The organism is Formosa algae (genome assembly GCF_001439665.1).
GTDB classification, from domain to species: domain Bacteria; phylum Bacteroidota; class Bacteroidia; order Flavobacteriales; family Flavobacteriaceae; genus Formosa; species Formosa algae.
On record NZ_LMAK01000014.1, the window covers coordinates 172,898 to 189,256 of the forward strand.

Sequence of the window (16,359 nt, forward strand, 5' to 3'; positions counted from 1 at the left end):
GTTCGGCTTAGGTCGGATTTTAGTTGAGGTTTTGCTATTATTTTGATAATAAATTTTAGTTAGTCATGAAAAAAATAAGTCTTTTAATACTCACTGTAATGGTATGTTTTTTTATGCTCTCTGGGCGAAAAACAACACTAGTGTATCAGGCTAATACCATTCCAAAAGAAGTCGAATTGTGGTATACAACACATTTTTATAAGTTTCAGGATGAAGTGAATACATTAGCAGATTTAGCTAATAAGTCTACATCTGTTAACGATTATGATGCCTTGAGGACGCAGATAAAAAAGACACGATTAATTTATAAAAACATAGAATTTATATTCGATTATTACCAAACACCTTACAACGGAACATATATTAATGGGGCACCGTTACCTAAAATAAGCGAATATTTTGAAGCCGATCAAGTAATTGCGCCTTGCGGATTACAAGCTTTAGATGAAGCTGTATTTGAAGTAGAATCCATAGAAAACTTAAATCATATAAAAGATTTGGTTACAGGCTTAAAAACGCGTGTAGATTTTATTACAAAAACACATTTACCCATTCAGTTAAAATCCAGTCAAATTATAGAATGCATACGGTCAGGAATGGTCCGTATTTTTACATTAGGTGTTACAGGTTACGATACACCGGGTTCTGTAAACGGAATAGAAGAAAGTTTACAGAGTATGAAAAGTATGGAACAGGCCTTTATGTTTTTTGAACATGGGATGTATGCAGAAGCAAAGCCTAAATTTAAGCAGATAAAACGACTTTTTAAAAGCGGACAAAAAATGCTTAACGGCCAGACTAATTTTAATGATTTAAATAGATTAGTGTTTTTAAAAGAGGTGGTTAATCCATTGTATTCTGAGTTATTAGAATTTCAGAATGAAAATAATATTAAACTAGAGCCATATAAAAAGCATGCGCAAGACTATCAGGCAAAGAACATTTTTAATATCAATTTTTTAAAGTCTAATTTCTTCTCAGAATTGGTGTATTTACCTCTAGATAATCCAAAAACCATTGCATTAGGTGAGCTGTTGTTTAAAGATCCACAGCTTTCCAATAAAAATATAATGTCTTGCTTAACTTGTCATAATCCAGAAAAAGCTTTTACAGATGGTTTACCTAAGAGTAGATCAAATAGAGCAGGCGTTTTTACTTCGAGAAATTCTCCTACAATTTTAAATGCAGGATATTCTACACGTTATTTTTTAGATATGCGTGCTTTTGATCTTGAAAAACAAGTGATGCATGTGGTCGATAACGATTTAGAGTTTAATACCGATTTTAAAACTATTGTTAGAAAGTTAAATTCAAATTCTGAATATGTCAATATGTTTAAAGCGGCTTATGGCGACATCAGTAAGGTTTATATTAATGAAAGGTCGGTTAGCAACGCGCTTGCAGCTTATGTAAATTCTCTAAAATCGTTTAATAGTGCATTCGACCAATATGTTAGAAACGAAAGTGATGAATATCCAGAAGATGCCAAACGCGGATTTAATTTATTTATGGGAAAAGCAGCTTGTGGCAGTTGCCATTTTGCTCCGATGTTTAACGGAACCATTCCTCCGTTTTATTTAGATTCGGAATCTGAAGTGTTAGGGATTACACAAGGTTTTGATAGCATCAATCCAAAATTAGATACAGATTTAGGCCGTATGAATAATGGATTATCAGGAGATCATCAACCTTACTACAAGAATTCATTTAAGACGGTCACGATCAGAAATATTGCTTTAACAGCACCTTATATGCATAATGGGTCTTTTGAAACTTTAGAAGAGGTGTTAGAGTTTTATAATCTTGGAGGTGGAGCAGGAATGGGTTTAGAGGTAGAAAATCAGACCTTGCCGGACACACCATTAGATTTGTCTAAACAAGATATTAAAGATATTATTGCCTTTATGGAAACCCTTACAGATGTTTCTGAATATGTGAATTAATAAGGGAAAAAAGACACCGTTTAATTACATGAAAAAGCCAAATACAATCGTTGCATTTGGCTTTTTTTATACTTTTAAAACACTTGTGTCTATACAGTTTTATTTTAAGGTCTAAATTCTTTTTTCTTGATCCCGAAACGATATTGTAATCCTGTTAAGATAAAACGTTGTTCGTCAGACAAGCTATATTCACCTCTAACCATCCAATTTTTACTAAGCTGTAGATTAAACCCCATCTGAAACGTTAAAGTCTGTGCTAATTCTTTACGAATTTGATAGTCTACTTTTGTAGAAAATAACCCACTTTCATTTACTTTATCTTCAATAGTCTGTAAAGCCTGGTTTTGAGCTTGTAATTTTATTTTTTCGGCTGCACTTGTTCCGGGCGCATCTATGATTTCTTGATTGCTTGCTATTTTTTCATCTACTGCATCATTAAAAGTGGCATCTAATTCAGGAAAGACTTCATCTAATCCTATAGATCCCGAATTTCCTTTGGCACCTACAAAGTTTCTATACATGGTTCCAGCATATGGAGCAATATAAAAATCAGGATTTTTGTCTGATAATCGGAATCGATATCCTGCTCTAGCAGATAAGGTTGCATATCCCACTTGATTTTCTAACAATTCTGTATTGGTACGCGAGTAGTTAAAATCTGTACTTACAAAGTAATTATTCCAACCAAAAACTAAGGTTGTACCAATACCATAAGTTGTGGCATCAAACTCTACCTTAGAAGAAAATTCAGGTAATTGTAAAATGATTTCACCAGTTGCATCTTTCCATGTAGGTTGAAGAGCAACTTGTGTTCCTCCGGTTACTGTAGAAAATAAACCATACACATTCATAAAAGGTAAAACCCAAGCATCTGCTCTAAAATTTACACCGTTTGTGGTGGCAGTTACTTTTGTAAAGTTTAAAGTTTCTACATTCAATACATCAGTAAAATCTTTTCCACCGACTTCTAAACCAAATTCTGTAATGTCTAAATCCATAAACACATTTACATAATTTAGGTTTAAACCAAAAGGAAGTTGTAATTGATCTGCCATACCACGATCTGCAACTTTTTGTCCCCAAACGGGCAACACATAAGGGTAAGCAATAGAATCTTTTTCTTGAGAGTATCCGTTAGTAGCTAAGCAGCATATAGCTAGTAAGCAGAGTATAAATTGTTTCATACTAATTATAAGGTTGGTTTGTGATTTATAGCGAATTAAATATAATTAATTTGTCATGTTTTACTACCAAATTAATTAAAATCTGATCTTAATTTTATGTGTTAAATTTCACTTAAATTGAGTGGACTAAAATATGTAACCTTTTTTTACAAACCAAGAAGAGTAATATAAATATGTATATAGTAAGGTGTTAGTGTGTTGTTTTGTTAATAATTTCGCTTAGCTTTTTCTGCTTAATAGTGCTAATTTAGATGGTTTTAATAGCCTAAGATTAAGATGCTTAATTTTAAATATTGTTTAGTTGTTTTTTTTATTTAATACAGCATTTTCTTCCTCGGTTAACAGTCTAGAATGAATTAAAAATCGTAATCCTAAAGGGATTTCTAAAGAGAAACTCGCACCACGGCCTTCGGTAACATCTACAGTTAAATGTGTGTGTTTCCAATATTCAAATTGATCCTGATTCATATAAAAATTTACACCTTGTAACGTCCCTAACAGAATGTCACTTTCGTCTATATACATATCGTCTTTTTCTAATAACATCGGTGCAGATCCATCGCAACAACCTCCACTTTGATGAAATATTAGAGCTCCATGTTTTGCTTTTAATGTGTTTAAAACCTTTGTGGCGGTTTCAGTTATTGCTATTCTATCCATAATTTTAAAATTAAAAAGGCTACCATATTTTTAATTTATAGGATAGCCTTATTCACTATTAACCAACAACTATTACTATTAAAAGAATCCTAATTTATTTTTATCATAAGAGATTAACATGTTTTTGGTTTGACGATAGTAATTCAGCATCATAACATGGTTTTCTCTTCCGAAGCCAGATTTTTTATAGCCTCCAAATGGTGCATGAGCTGGATACGCATGATAACAGTTTACCCAAACACGACCAGCTTTAATGGCTCTAGGAATTTGATAGAGTTGATGTGCATCTCGCGTCCACACACCAGCACCCAATCCATATAAAGTGTCGTTAGCAATCTCTATGGCTTCAGCTTCATCTTTAAATTTTGCAACACAAGCTACAGGTCCGAAAATTTCTTCTTGAAATATGCGCATTTTATTATGACCTTCAAATAGGGTAGGTTTAATATAGAAACCCTTTGCTAAGTTTCCATCTAGAATATTAGCTTCTCCACCCGTGAGTATTTTAGCACCTTCTTCCTTTCCAATATCAAAATACGATTGTATTTTTTCATATTGATCGTTAGAAGCTTGAGCGCCCACCATAGTATTTACATCGTATGGATCTGCCTGAATAATGGCATTAGTTCGTTCTACCACACGAGCCATAAAGGCATCATAAATATCTTCTTGGACCAAAATTCTTGAAGGACAGGTACACACTTCACCTTGATTAAACGCAAATAATACAGCACCTTCAATAGCTTTATCTAAAAAAGCATCGTCTGCATCCATAACAGAATTAAAGAAAATATTAGGCGATTTACCACCTAATTCCATAGTCACCGGATTTAAGTTTTTAGAGGCGTATTGCATAATTAATTGTCCGGTAGTCGTTTCGCCTGTAAATGCCACTTTATCTACGCGAGCACTAGAGGCTAAGGGTTTTCCTGCTTCTGGTCCAAAACCATGAATAATATTTACCACACCTGGAGGAAAAACATCCGCAATTTTTTCCATTAGAAATGTTGCCGAAGAAGGTGTTTGTTCGGCTGGTTTTAAAACCACACAATTTCCTGTAACTAAAGCAGGAGGTAATTTCCAAGATAACATTAGTAACGGAAAATTCCATGGAATAATTTGTCCAACGACCCCTAAAGGTTCTTTAATATTCATAGATAATGTGTGTTGGTCTAATTCTGTAGCACTTCCTTCTTCAGAACGAATACAGGCTGCGAAATATCGCCAATGGTCTACAGCTAAAGGAATATCTGCATTTAAGGTTTCGCGTATGGGTTTGCCGTTATCGCAGGTTTCAATTAAGGCAAATGCTTCTAAATGTGCTTCAATAATATCTGCAACTTTATTGAGTAATGCGGCACGAGTTGCAGCAGGAGTATGTCCCCAAGAGTCTTTAGCCGCATTGGCTGCATCTAAAGCCAATTCTATATCTTCTTTTTGCGATCGTGGATATTTTGCTATTAAACTGTTATCTACGGGCGAGGTATTCTCGAAATATTGTCCGCCCAATGGCGCAACAAATTTTCCGTTTATAAAATTGTCGTATTTCTCTTTGAATTCTGGCTTTGAATAATTCATTTAAAATGATGTTAAATTATTAAATAAGTAATTTTTTGATTAAATAAATGTGTTATATTTATTTTTAGTAAAGTTATTTTGTTAAATATGAATTCACTTGAACATATTTATCATAATTTTGAACATATCTATTGTTTCCTAATTATCTAATATCATTTTAAAGGTTTGCCCATGAAATCCATATTAAATCATCATAAGAAATTTAGAAAACTTACCACTTTGGTTGAGAATAGGACGACGTATACAGCCGATTATGCCGAATTGAATATTTACGAAACCCATACGTATGCAGAGAAAGTGTCTTTAACATTTAATTTTCCCATTATTGCCAGTATGCTTACCGGAAAGAAAATTATGCATATTGATGGATTTGAAGCATTTGATTTTTATCCAGGAGAATCGTTTGTAATGCCAAAGCAAAAAGAAATGATAATAGACTTTCCGTTAGCGACATTAGAAAATCCTACGCAATGTTTGGCCTTGGGTATAGATGCTTTTAAAATTAATGAAGTGGTCGAAAAATTCAATCAGCAAGTGGCCATTGAAAAAGAAAATTGTAATTGGACACTAGATGATACGGCGTCTCATTTAATAAACAATATAGATGTTAATCATTTAATTAAGCGCTTAACCTATACCTTTATTAACAACAATAAATCTAAAGATGTGTTATTAGATTTAATGATTCAAGAATTAATAATACGCTTGTTGCAAACTAAAGCCAAGTCTTTAATTATTAACGATCCCAATCAGATTTTTAATGATACTAGAATGGGCACAGTTATTAAATACATAAAAAATAATTTAACAAATAAAGATATCACTGTAGATATACTTGCTAAAATAGCATATATGAGTACGTCTCATTTTCATAAACAATTTAAAAACACTCTAGGGATTTCTCCTATTGATTACATTAATTCTGAAAAGATTAAATTTTCTAAAAAGCTTATTAAAGAGTCTAAAGACTTTAGAATGTCTGACATTGCTTTTAAATCTGGTTTTAATAATACGAGTTATTTTAACAGACAATTTAAAAAGATGGAATTAATGACACCTCAGCAATTTAAAAAATCCATAAGTACTTAAATATTGCAGGAACTCTAATAAATATGTGTTTTATTTGTTTTTTAATAACAGTTACATATAATAATGAACGAGTATTTTAAACGTATTCAAAATCTAGTTTATAACCAATTAAATTTGACTGTTTCAGAATTTAGTACAGATGTTGAAAGCAAGTCTTACAATGCTTGTCAATTTAAACTTAATGGTTTACATATTATAAGTAGGCATGCCAAAATAACTCCAAAAAAAATCGGACAATTTGTTACGTGTTGGACACGCGATAAAAATGGTATTACAGTACCGTTTAATGAAAGCGATACCATAGATTATTTTGTTGTTAGTGTGAGTTCAGGTGTGTATTTCGGACAATTTGTGTTTCCTAAATCGGTTTTGATAACTCAAGGTATTTTATCTACAGAAGATAGAGACGGTAAACGCGCATTTAGAGTTTATCCAGAATGGGGTGTTCCACAAAGTAAACAGGCAATACAAACACAGCAATGGCAATTAGAATATTTTTATCAGATTCACGATGATATATATCTGAAAAGTGCATCAAAATTATACACTATATAAAGGCAGAATATACCTTTAAGTTCCGGTTAAAAAAAAAGCTATCAATTTACAATAGATGTAAATTGATAGCTTTTATATTGAACTATAATGGAGTATTTATAATTGGATTATTGTTCCATTAATTCGTAACCTTGATGTATGCCTTTTTCAATAGCAGGTACACCGCGTTCCATCCACATCGGTTTGGCTGCTCCTTTTAAGTAATAATCGAAAAATTGAGCCAATCTGATATTAAAATCTTTTCGGTTTTGAAATTGTAGTGGCCAGTGTGGTTCGCCGTTATAATTTAACAACCATGACGGTTTTCCTAATCGGCGTAATCCTGTAAAGAATTCTATACCTTGGTACCATGGCACGTGTCCGTCTGCATCATTATGCATAATTAACACTGGAGTGTTCACTTTATCTAAGTAAAAAATAGGAGAATTTTCTATATAACGCATTGGGTATTCCCAAGGTGTACCTCCAATTCTACTTTGTGTGTGTTCGTATTGAAACTGTCTGCTTAATCCTGTTCCCCAACGAATTCCGCCATAGGCGCTAATCATATTTGGTACAGGAGCTCCAGATTCTACAGCTTTAAATAAATCGGTTTTAGTTACTAAATACGCGATTTGATAACCACCCCAACTATGACCTTGTAACCCAATATTATCTTTGTCTATAAAGCCTTTGGCAACCATGGCAGAGACACCAGGCATTAAACAATTGTAAGCACTTTCTCCAGGGTATCCATCTTTGTATTCTATATCTGGATTAAAAATTACATATCCTCTACTAGCATAAAAGCTATAGTTTATAGTAGAGCGCCCATATGCAGGAGCTTTATGACGATATAATCCATCTGAACTTTTTTCATAAAAATTCACAATCATGGGGTACTTTTTATTTGGATCAAAATCTTCTGGTTTAATCAGCATACCAGTTAAAGGAATACCGTCTAGAGAGGTCCAAGTCACTAATTCAGCCGTTCCCCAATTGTAATCTTTTTGTTGTGGATTTGCATCACTAATTTTGATTTGCTTTTTAAACGTTAAATTAGAATATCTAATATCTGGAAATTCTGTAAAGGATTCTCTAGAGAAAATAACATCTGTATTATCTAGCGCTTTTATAGGTCTTGAATATCTGTAAGGCCCTTCTAATAATTGTTCTCCTTTCTTACGTTTAGCATTGTAAGTATAATATCCAGAATATTTATTGTCTTCGTTAAAAGTTGAAAACAACCAAGGTGTATTTACATCTAAAAAGCGCTCTTCATCATCTAACTCAACATATCTATATTGTGTTTTAGTAGCTTTTCCCGATGTCAATTTAGTCATATCTCCAGTATCTGGATTAATAGACCACACGTCGTATCTGTCGTAAACCAATAATGCACTGTCATCTGCTGTCCAACCTGCAGCACCGTAAGATCTTGGATAATTAGGCGTGTCGTTAAGTTCGTTATAAAATATTTTACCTTTAGTTAAATCCAGTTGTTTGCCTGTGCTAAGATTGTAGCTCACCCATGTGCTGTCTACTAAATTATAACCATAGGCATATTTTGCTTTCGGACTCAAACGGATACCGCCTGCAAAGTTTGTTATAATCGGTTTTGTTTCTCCTGTGTTTACATCTACAAGCGCATAATCTGATGCTCTTAAAGCGGTCCATTGGCGTGATAAGTCGTAAGGTTCAGACGTGCTCACTAAAACCTGATTGGCATTTCCTTCATCTCCAATTGAGGCATTTGGATATGTAGTAGTTGCTAATTGAACGATTTTTTTAGTATCCAGATGCAATACGGTTTCATAAGATTTCTTTTGATCGCGTTTTACATTCATTTCTTGTACGGTGTATAATTCAGGTTCGTTGTATGTCCATACTTCAACATTTACAATTTCTTCATCAATTAAGGTCGTATCTTTTAGAATAGAAGGTGTTGCTAATCCAAAATAGAGTTTAGATTCATTTTTAGAAAAATGGATTCTTCCGTCTGAAGACACACGGTAGCCTTTAGGCGCCGTTGTATTATTTAAGATTTGAGATGCTTTAGATTCTCCAGCAGACCAAACGTATAATTTGTTAGGACGTTCCTGTACTTTAGTCGAATCTAAATCTGCAATAAATCCAAGTTTATCACCAGAATCACTAAAACGTAATTGGTAATATTTTACCTGATCATGCCCTTCGAAAACCTGAGTATTTTCATTGTTTTCCAAATTCATAACAAAAGCTCCTGCAGCAAGTTTGTCGGCATCTCCTGTAGTTGTATATGCAAATCGTTGGCCTTCTTTTGCAAACGTATAGTTAGTCACATATTTTATAGTGTCTTCTTGTTGCGTCTTTAAATTTCTAAGCACTAAATGGTAACCATTGTCTTTACTCACTTTTTTAGGCCCTTTTTTCTTTTTTCCTTTAGCTAAAGTGTCTTTTACTTTATCATTAGAAAGGGTGTCTTTGCTTTTCTTTTTGTCTTTTTTTACTTCATCTAACATATAAGCCACATAACCAGACCATTTTTCTGGTACTTTATAAGACTTAATGTTTGCAATTTTATTTATGGTTTTAGATTCTAAATTATATATTGCTAAAGTGTCTTTAGGTAAGTCATTTTTCTTAACTTTTTTACGTTTTAGTGCTGTAATACTGTCTTTCCAAGCATTAATGGTAAATAAAGCATATTTAGAATCGGTTGTAAATGTTCCGTTTTTAGCACGATCATGCTCAAAGATTAGTTTAGCTTTAGCATCTTTAATTTTTAAGTAAAGATCTTCTTCACCTTCATTTAAAGTATACATTACATAATCACCATTTGGCGAAATAGTTTCGTCATCAATGGTTCTCCAAAGTCCGATATCGGATTGTTCTAGAGATTTTTTTTGGGAGTAGCTAAAGATGCTACAACAGAGTAATAGAGTAGAGATTACAAATTTCATTTAGTCATTTTTTTTTAAATATAATATAAATCAAAATAATATTCTGTTTTTAGGCTATATCCGACTCAAATTAACATTTATGATAAAAATACCCAGTCAAAATTGAATATTTGCATACCTTTTTGTGTTGTGTTTATGATTTTGTAAATGGCTATAATTTCTTAAATTTATAGATGTTGCTCGATATGAGTTGAAACTCTAATTACTTATGAAAAAAAATTGGCTAATATTAGGTATACTTTGTATGCTTTTACCTTTACAATTCTTAGGACAAACAGCGCAATTAAAAACGAACTTCAGACAATTTTATAACTTAGAAGCTATAGATACGCTTGAAGTAAAATCGTTATTACAAAGTTTATCAAATGATGGTTCTTGGGCCGATATTGATTATACCATGACTAGGAGAAGTAATTGGATGCCGATTAATCATTTAAAACGATTAAAAATGTTAGCCATAGCTTACAATAAAACTAGTGGTAAATATTATCAAGATAACGCAGTATCTGACGCCATCTTAAATGGTCTCAATTATTGGTGTAATCATAAGTTTCGGAGCGAAAATTGGTGGCAACAACAAATAGGTATTCCGCAAAATTTAGGATCTATTTTACTATTAGGCGAAACTTTTATACCAGAACAGACCATGCAGAAGGCTTTAAAACTTATGGATGCTAGTGAAATTGGGAAAACGGGGCAGAATAAAATTTGGTTGAGTGGTAATGTTTTTATGAGGGAATTATTAAGAGATCACGAAGCGGATTACATCACTGCTGCCTCGACTATACGTCAGATTTTAGTCCAATCTAAAGGAGACGAAGAAGGTTTACAGCCAGACTTTTCATTTCATCAACACGGTCCGCAACCTCAATTTGGAAATTATGGATTGCACTTTGCAGAAGATATGGTCATGTGGATGTTTATCTTCAATGGAACAACCTTGTCTTTTCCAGAATATAAAGTCGATTTAATGCGTAACTTTTTATTCAAAGGCCAGCAAAAAGTAGTGTATCACGGTAAATATGATATTTTGGCTAGTGGCAGACAATTGTTTCCGGAGTATGTAGATGGGAAAATTTATCGCGGAGCAAAAACCAAGTATGCGACGTTTGATAAAGTGAAAAATCAGTTTAATGCTTTTGATACTCATGTTAATCCCGATCAAGCTGCTGAAGGGTATACACATTTTCAAAATTCAGATTATTCGGTATATAGAACAGCTCAGTTTTTTTCGCCTGTACGGATGTCGTCTGCACGCATCATTGGTGCCGAAGCAGGGAATGGTGAAAATTTACAGGCGTATTATTTAGGAGATGGCACAAATCTGATCTATAGACGGGGAGATGAATATTATGAAATATATCCGGTTTGGGATTGGAAAAAATTACCAGGAACAACAGTAGTGCAAGACACCGTGAAATTACCTGTATTAGGTTGGGAAGGCTATAGGAATAATTCAGATTTTTCAGGAGGTTTGGCTGTTGAAAATATGGGAATAACAGCTTTTAAATATCGAAGAGATGGTGTGGCAGCAAATAAATCGTATGTGTTTAGAAACAATACGGTATATGCTTTAGGTTCTGGAATAACAAGTGCAAGAACAGATGAAGTAGTTACTTCTATAAATCAATCTCGATTACATGGACAAGTAATAGTAGATAGCACAGAAAAAGGTGTTACTAAAATTTGGCACGATAGCATAGCTTACTTGAGTTTAGACCATAAGGTATTACATTATACACAAGGACAAGTTCTTGGAAGTTGGCATAAAATACTGTCTTGGATGCCAGATATCGAAGTTAAAGATTCTATTTTTTATGCAGGTATTACTCATGGGGCTGAGCCTAAATCAGATCATTATGCTTATGTAAGTATGGTTGATGTTTCTGCTTCAGATATGGCTCAGACTCAAATTAAAGATTTAGCTCGTATCGTTATGCAGACAGATGCCGCACATGTTTTGGCGTTTAATAATGGTGAATTGATAACAATAAGTGCATTCGAACCATGTACAATTTCTTTAGACGCTACACAAGATCTTGTTTTTAATACGGCATGCTTAGCAACATTTAGCAAGCAAAATAAAGGTTGGTTGGTACATATATCAGATCCGACACAGACTTTGACAGAGGTTGTATTTACCATTTCAGGAGCATACACAAGCTCTAGTCAAAACACTTCTACAAAACAATCCAAAACAACAGTTCGTGTTACACTTCCTCAGGGTATGGAGATAGGAACAACAGTAGGTTTTAGTCTTGAAAAATAAAAAATAATTGTTTATCGATAATTAAAATATTGTTTATCGATAATTTTTTGTTTAGTTTTAACAGGTAAATAATTATCTATATGACTAAGACAATTGTATTTAAAACTTTAGTGGATTTTCTTTATATGCTACATGTATTAGGTTTAATCAGTATTTTATTCACGGTTCCTTTAGGGATTATCAACATTAATCAAGCAGATCTTAGTGTTTCAGATTGGACAATTTGGCATTGGAGTATCGTGGTGTTAACTTTTATAACATATACCGTATTTTTAAGAGGACTATATTTTCTTAGAAAAACGGCTAGATTTTTGTTATCCAATAAGTACTTTTCAAATCATATCATCGACAATTTGAAGCAGTCGGGATATCATTTTTTATACACAGGTTTACTTTCCGTAGGTGTTATTCTTATTGTATTTGTAAGTAAATTATATCAGGGTACATTTGAATTAATTTTTGATGACAACTTATTAATTCCGCTATTTATATCTATTATTGGATTGTTTTTTATCATTCAAAGCCATTCTTTACTTTTGGCTAAAGATTTTAAAGAAGAGAATGAATTAACTATTTAAATTATGGCTATAATAGTAAATCTAGATGTTATGTTAGCCAAACGCAAACTAAAAAGTAAAGATTTGGCAGAACGCATTGGTATTACCACGGCGAATATTTCTATTTTAAGATCAGGAAAAGCTAAAGCCATTCGGTTTTCAACATTAGAGGCCATATGTAAAGCACTCGATTGTCAGCCAGCAGATATACTCGAGTATTCGGAATCTGATATTAACGATTAAAAGAAGCACAATTTGAAAGACGCTCAAGAAACAAGTCATAGTTGGACCAAATGTAGCGCATGCCAAGGCCAAGGAAAAAAACGACGCAAACTAAATAAAAAAGCAAGACAACACTATCAGAATGCTTGCTTACATTTTGAACGTACAAAAAAAGGAACAGCTCCGGTAAAACCTAAAGGTAATTTATATACTTGCCCGGTTTGTTCAGGTTCGGGTATTGTAGCATCAGACCATGTGCTTTTGGCAGATACTGCACGCTATCCGCATATAGCTATTATTGGTGGAGGCATAGGAGGTATGGCATTGGCTGTCGCTTGTCTGCATCGGGGTATTCCGTTTACACTTTTTGAGCGGGATTCAAGTTTTAATGCCAGATCTCAAGGGTACGGACTTACATTACAACAAGCAAGTAAAGCCATGTCTGGTTTTGGTATTTCTAAATTAAAAGCAGGTATCGTTTCTACTAAGCATATAGTACATACTACAGACGGAACGATAATAGGGGAATGGGGCATGAGAAAGTGGCTAGAAACTAAAACGCAAGACACTTCCAAACGCACTAATGTACATATTGCACGGCAAGCTTTAAGACAGGAACTTATGGAACAGCTTCGCGGAGACGCTGTCGTAGAATGGAATTATCAATTAATTGATATAAAAGAGACGACAAACCATGAAGTAGATTTAAGTTTTATGGTTAATGGCGCTATAAAACACATTCAGACAAATCTAGTTGTTGGAGCAGATGGCATAAGAAGTACAGTTCGGAAATTAATTATTAAAGAACACATTACACCTTTGCGTTATTTAAATTGTATAGTTATTCTTGGCATTTGCCCATTATCTGAATTAGAAGATATAGAAAGTCCGTTGTTAGATGCTGCTACGGTATTTCAAACCGCTAATGGGAACGAACGTATTTACGTTATGCCATTTTCTAAAGACACTGTGATGTGGCAACTTAGTTTCCCTATGAATGAAAAGGAAGCTATAGCCTTAAGTGCTCAAGGTAAAACCGCTTTAAAACAAGAAGCTTCTAAACGTACACTTTGGCATACTCCAATTCCGGAAATTATTGCAGCCACATCAGAAGCCGACATATCTGGTTATCCTGTGTATGACAGAGCGTTGTTAACGGCAGACCTCATGAAAAACCATAAACAGATGACTTTGATAGGCGATGCTGCACATCCCATGAGTCCGTTTAAAGGGCAAGGTGCCAATCAGGCTTTATTAGATGCTTTGTCTTTAGCACGTGGTATTACTAAAGGTTGTAAGGCAACAGAGTCATGGAAGTTACACGGATTAAGAGCAAATGTGTTAACAGCATTCGAGTCTGAAATGTTAAGACGAAGTGCTACTAAAGTTAAAGATTCTGCTGCGGCAGCAACCTTTTTACATTCAGAGGTGGTATTAGATACTAGTGATGCTCCTAGAGGAAGCCGATTAAAATCAGATTTATAAAACCATTAAATTTTTTTAATCTCAATTCAATATATAATATGATTCAAAATAATGACACATAGATTTTACGCTAAAACTGAAAAAAAACAAAATCAATTAGTATTAAAAATTGGTTTAGGAGCCCTAATAGTCATCATCTTATCTTTTGTCCTAGCCTGGTATTTAGGGGTTTATGTTATCGGTTTTCTGGTGTTTTGGATTGCATTATCAATTATTGCTCCTTTTTTTGATACACCTTCACTTAAGAAAAGCGGAAATATAATCTATCATTCGCCACTGTTTCTGTCTGAAAAACCTAAAAAAGGTGTGGTTGTTATACATGGCGGCACTTTGTTTGATTATATTTTTGTTCTTGAAAATCAAATGAATGGTTCAGAACGTACTAAATTGATTCTTCAGCAGTATTTAGAAGGCCTGCTGAATTTTATAAATTACTGCGAAACTGAAAACGTGGAGCTCTTAAAAATTAGAGGCACGAGTTATATTATTAATGAAAACACAGCGACTCGTATTGGATTTAAAATTGAAAAGACCGATGCGGTTCAAAAATTAATATTAGCGTTTAATTATTTCAATCTATTGGTGTCCGCTTCTGTGGCAAAAAACAAACTTACCTTTCCAAATTTAAATGAAACCAAAACTTTTGAAGCTACACTTAATGCTTTATCAGCGCGTAAAGCGTACATCAGTAATTTGAATGATAAATTAAAGCAAGGAATTACTGAAAAGATATAATCATCATTTTGGAATTAAATAATATGGAACTCAAACTATTTTAAAAAAAGTTTCGTTGTTGTAATTCTATTGTGCTCGCGTTTATCTAAATTTAATCGTATTAATTGTTACCTGAGATTAAAATGATTAGAGAAATGCTACCTACAGATGGTCCTAGAGTTTTAGACATCTATAATATGGGATTAGAATCTAGAAATGCCACATTTGAGACTACGGTTCCGCTTTGGTCGGATTGGGATAAAAATCATTTAAAACATTCAAGATTTGTATGGGACGCAGATGGCGTTGTAATCGGTTGGGTGGCTTTATCTCCAGTATCTGCTAGGGTAATGTATCAAGGTGTGGTAGAAGTTAGTATTTATTTGGATACCAGTTGTGTTCAAAAAGGAATTGGGTCTTTATTAATGAACCATGTAATACAGTCTTCTGAAAATCATGGCATTTGGACTCTATATTCAAGTGTTTTTCCTGAAAATGAAGGCACATTAAAACTTCACGATAAATTCAACTTTAGATGTATTGGTTATAGAGAAAAAATAGCCAAACTAGATGGTGTTTGGAGAGATACGTTACTCTTAGAGCGCAGAAGTAGTGTAGTAGGTAAGGATTAAAAAAAAACAGTCAGATAAAACTATTTTTCATCTGACTGTTTTGGACTTTGTGTTTTAAAAAGCATTTATTGTTTTCTAATCCAGTATTGTGTTCTTCCAAAAAGCGACACGCCAAGAAAACCTCTCACTTTTAATTTGTTAGCATTTACAAGTTTTAAATAGCAGCTGTATACATCTCCAGATTCAGGATCTAAAATAGTACCATCACTGTATTCATCACCGTCCTTTTTTATATCTTCTATAATCACTAAGCCAATCATGGGATGATTTTTCTTTTCTCCTTCACATTTTTCACAAACAGAATCTTTATCACCAACAAATTTATCAATGATTTTAGCCGAGTATACATCGTTCGTTTCAGAAATTTCTATCAGTGCTTTTTTTTCATTGGTTTTATCATCGTAGGTTTCCCACTGTCCAACAATGTTTTGTGCCGAGACTGTAATGCTCATCGAGATTAAGAAAAATAAAAATAAGTGTTTCATCTAGTTATTGTTTTTAGTTTGTTTAATGTTTAAAATAAAAGCTCAAAATATATTAAATTATTAAT

Annotated in this window: 14 protein-coding genes; 9 read left to right on the plus strand and 5 right to left on the minus strand. The window is 33.4% G+C overall.

The annotated features are described in order from the left end of the window. Positions 1-65: 65 nt before the first annotated feature. Entirely contained in the window at positions 66-1,943 is a 1,878-nt protein-coding gene (locus tag AST99_RS05665) for a cytochrome-c peroxidase (RefSeq protein WP_083495609.1), read from the plus strand. Between the two features lie 104 nt (positions 1,944-2,047). Here the strand turns inward: AST99_RS05665 and AST99_RS05670 are convergent, their stop codons facing one another. The 3 genes from AST99_RS05670 to AST99_RS05680 all read right to left on the minus strand — a co-directional run bounded on the left by AST99_RS05670 (position 2,048) and on the right by AST99_RS05680 (position 5,365). Beyond that, a complete protein-coding gene (locus AST99_RS05670) occupies positions 2,048-3,127 on the minus strand; it encodes a hypothetical protein (protein ID WP_057780069.1) in 1,080 nt (359 codons plus the stop codon). A gap of 297 nt (positions 3,128-3,424) precedes the next feature. Then, positions 3,425-3,787, minus strand: a complete 363-nt coding sequence (locus tag AST99_RS05675; protein ID WP_057780071.1) for a DUF779 domain-containing protein — start codon at positions 3,785-3,787, stop codon at positions 3,425-3,427. Positions 3,788-3,865: 78 nt separating this feature from the next. Beyond that, positions 3,866-5,365 (minus strand): aldehyde dehydrogenase family protein, encoded by a 1,500-nt coding sequence (locus AST99_RS05680; protein WP_057780074.1) that lies wholly within the window; start codon positions 5,363-5,365, stop codon positions 3,866-3,868. Positions 5,366-5,536: 171 nt separating this feature from the next. Between AST99_RS05680 and AST99_RS05685 the strand changes: the two genes are divergently transcribed. Continuing rightward, on the plus strand, positions 5,537-6,454 hold the full coding sequence (locus AST99_RS05685) for an AraC family transcriptional regulator (RefSeq protein WP_057780076.1): 918 nt from the start codon (positions 5,537-5,539) through the stop codon (positions 6,452-6,454). A gap of 114 nt (positions 6,455-6,568) precedes the next feature. Then, positions 6,569-7,009 (plus strand): MepB family protein, encoded by a 441-nt coding sequence (locus AST99_RS05690; RefSeq protein ID WP_232301585.1) that lies wholly within the window; start codon positions 6,569-6,571, stop codon positions 7,007-7,009. A 107-nt stretch (positions 7,010-7,116) separates the two neighbouring features. On the opposite strand, the gene AST99_RS05695 is transcribed toward AST99_RS05690, so the two are convergent. Further along, a complete protein-coding gene (locus AST99_RS05695; RefSeq protein WP_057780080.1) occupies positions 7,117-9,930 on the minus strand; it encodes an alpha/beta hydrolase family protein in 2,814 nt (937 codons plus the stop codon). Positions 9,931-10,138: 208 nt separating this feature from the next. Between AST99_RS05695 and AST99_RS05700 the strand changes: the two genes are divergently transcribed. From AST99_RS05700 to AST99_RS05725, 6 genes are all read left to right on the plus strand, one after another. Next, positions 10,139-12,199, plus strand: a complete 2,061-nt coding sequence (locus AST99_RS05700) for a polysaccharide lyase family 8 super-sandwich domain-containing protein (RefSeq protein ID WP_057780082.1) — start codon at positions 10,139-10,141, stop codon at positions 12,197-12,199. A gap of 80 nt (positions 12,200-12,279) precedes the next feature. After that, positions 12,280-12,777 (plus strand): DUF2975 domain-containing protein, encoded by a 498-nt coding sequence (locus AST99_RS05705; RefSeq protein ID WP_057780084.1) that lies wholly within the window; start codon positions 12,280-12,282, stop codon positions 12,775-12,777. A gap of 3 nt (positions 12,778-12,780) precedes the next feature. Further along, positions 12,781-12,999, plus strand: a complete 219-nt coding sequence (locus tag AST99_RS05710) for a helix-turn-helix domain-containing protein (RefSeq protein WP_057780086.1) — start codon at positions 12,781-12,783, stop codon at positions 12,997-12,999. A gap of 12 nt (positions 13,000-13,011) precedes the next feature. Next, complete coding sequence (locus tag AST99_RS05715; protein WP_057780088.1) at positions 13,012-14,463, plus strand: FAD-dependent oxidoreductase; 1,452 nt, start codon at positions 13,012-13,014, stop codon at positions 14,461-14,463. Between the two features lie 51 nt (positions 14,464-14,514). Continuing rightward, positions 14,515-15,198, plus strand: coding sequence for a hypothetical protein (locus AST99_RS05720; RefSeq protein WP_057780090.1), 684 nt, complete (start codon positions 14,515-14,517; stop codon positions 15,196-15,198). A gap of 122 nt (positions 15,199-15,320) precedes the next feature. Continuing rightward, the gene (locus AST99_RS05725; RefSeq protein ID WP_057780092.1) at positions 15,321-15,809 is read left to right on the plus strand and encodes a GNAT family N-acetyltransferase; all 489 of its coding nucleotides are present in this window, start codon (positions 15,321-15,323) and stop codon (positions 15,807-15,809) included. A 65-nt stretch (positions 15,810-15,874) separates the two neighbouring features. Here the strand turns inward: AST99_RS05725 and AST99_RS05730 are convergent, their stop codons facing one another. Then, positions 15,875-16,294: a DUF2147 domain-containing protein gene (locus AST99_RS05730; protein ID WP_057780094.1), complete on the minus strand. Its 420-nt coding sequence runs from the start codon at positions 16,292-16,294 to the stop codon at positions 15,875-15,877. Between the last annotated feature and the right edge of the window lie 65 nt (positions 16,295-16,359).

Coding starts and splice junctions, on each gene's coding strand:
- AST99_RS05665 (WP_083495609.1), top strand. CDS start 66: ATGAAAAAAATAAGTCTTTTAATACTCACTGTAATGGTATGTTTTTTT.
- AST99_RS05670 (WP_057780069.1), bottom strand. CDS start 3,127: ATGAAACAATTTATACTCTGCTTACTAGCTATATGCTGCTTAGCTACT.
- AST99_RS05675 (WP_057780071.1), bottom strand. CDS start 3,787: ATGGATAGAATAGCAATAACTGAAACCGCCACAAAGGTTTTAAACACA.
- AST99_RS05680 (WP_057780074.1), bottom strand. CDS start 5,365: ATGAATTATTCAAAGCCAGAATTCAAAGAGAAATACGACAATTTTATA.
- AST99_RS05685 (WP_057780076.1), top strand. CDS start 5,537: ATGAAATCCATATTAAATCATCATAAGAAATTTAGAAAACTTACCACT.
- AST99_RS05695 (WP_057780080.1), bottom strand. CDS start 9,930: ATGAAATTTGTAATCTCTACTCTATTACTCTGTTGTAGCATCTTTAGC.
- AST99_RS05700 (WP_057780082.1), top strand. CDS start 10,139: ATGAAAAAAAATTGGCTAATATTAGGTATACTTTGTATGCTTTTACCT.
- AST99_RS05705 (WP_057780084.1), top strand. CDS start 12,280: ATGACTAAGACAATTGTATTTAAAACTTTAGTGGATTTTCTTTATATG.
- AST99_RS05710 (WP_057780086.1), top strand. CDS start 12,781: ATGGCTATAATAGTAAATCTAGATGTTATGTTAGCCAAACGCAAACTA.
- AST99_RS05720 (WP_057780090.1), top strand. CDS start 14,515: ATGACACATAGATTTTACGCTAAAACTGAAAAAAAACAAAATCAATTA.
- AST99_RS05725 (WP_057780092.1), top strand. CDS start 15,321: ATGATTAGAGAAATGCTACCTACAGATGGTCCTAGAGTTTTAGACATC.
- AST99_RS05730 (WP_057780094.1), bottom strand. CDS start 16,294: ATGAAACACTTATTTTTATTTTTCTTAATCTCGATGAGCATTACAGTC.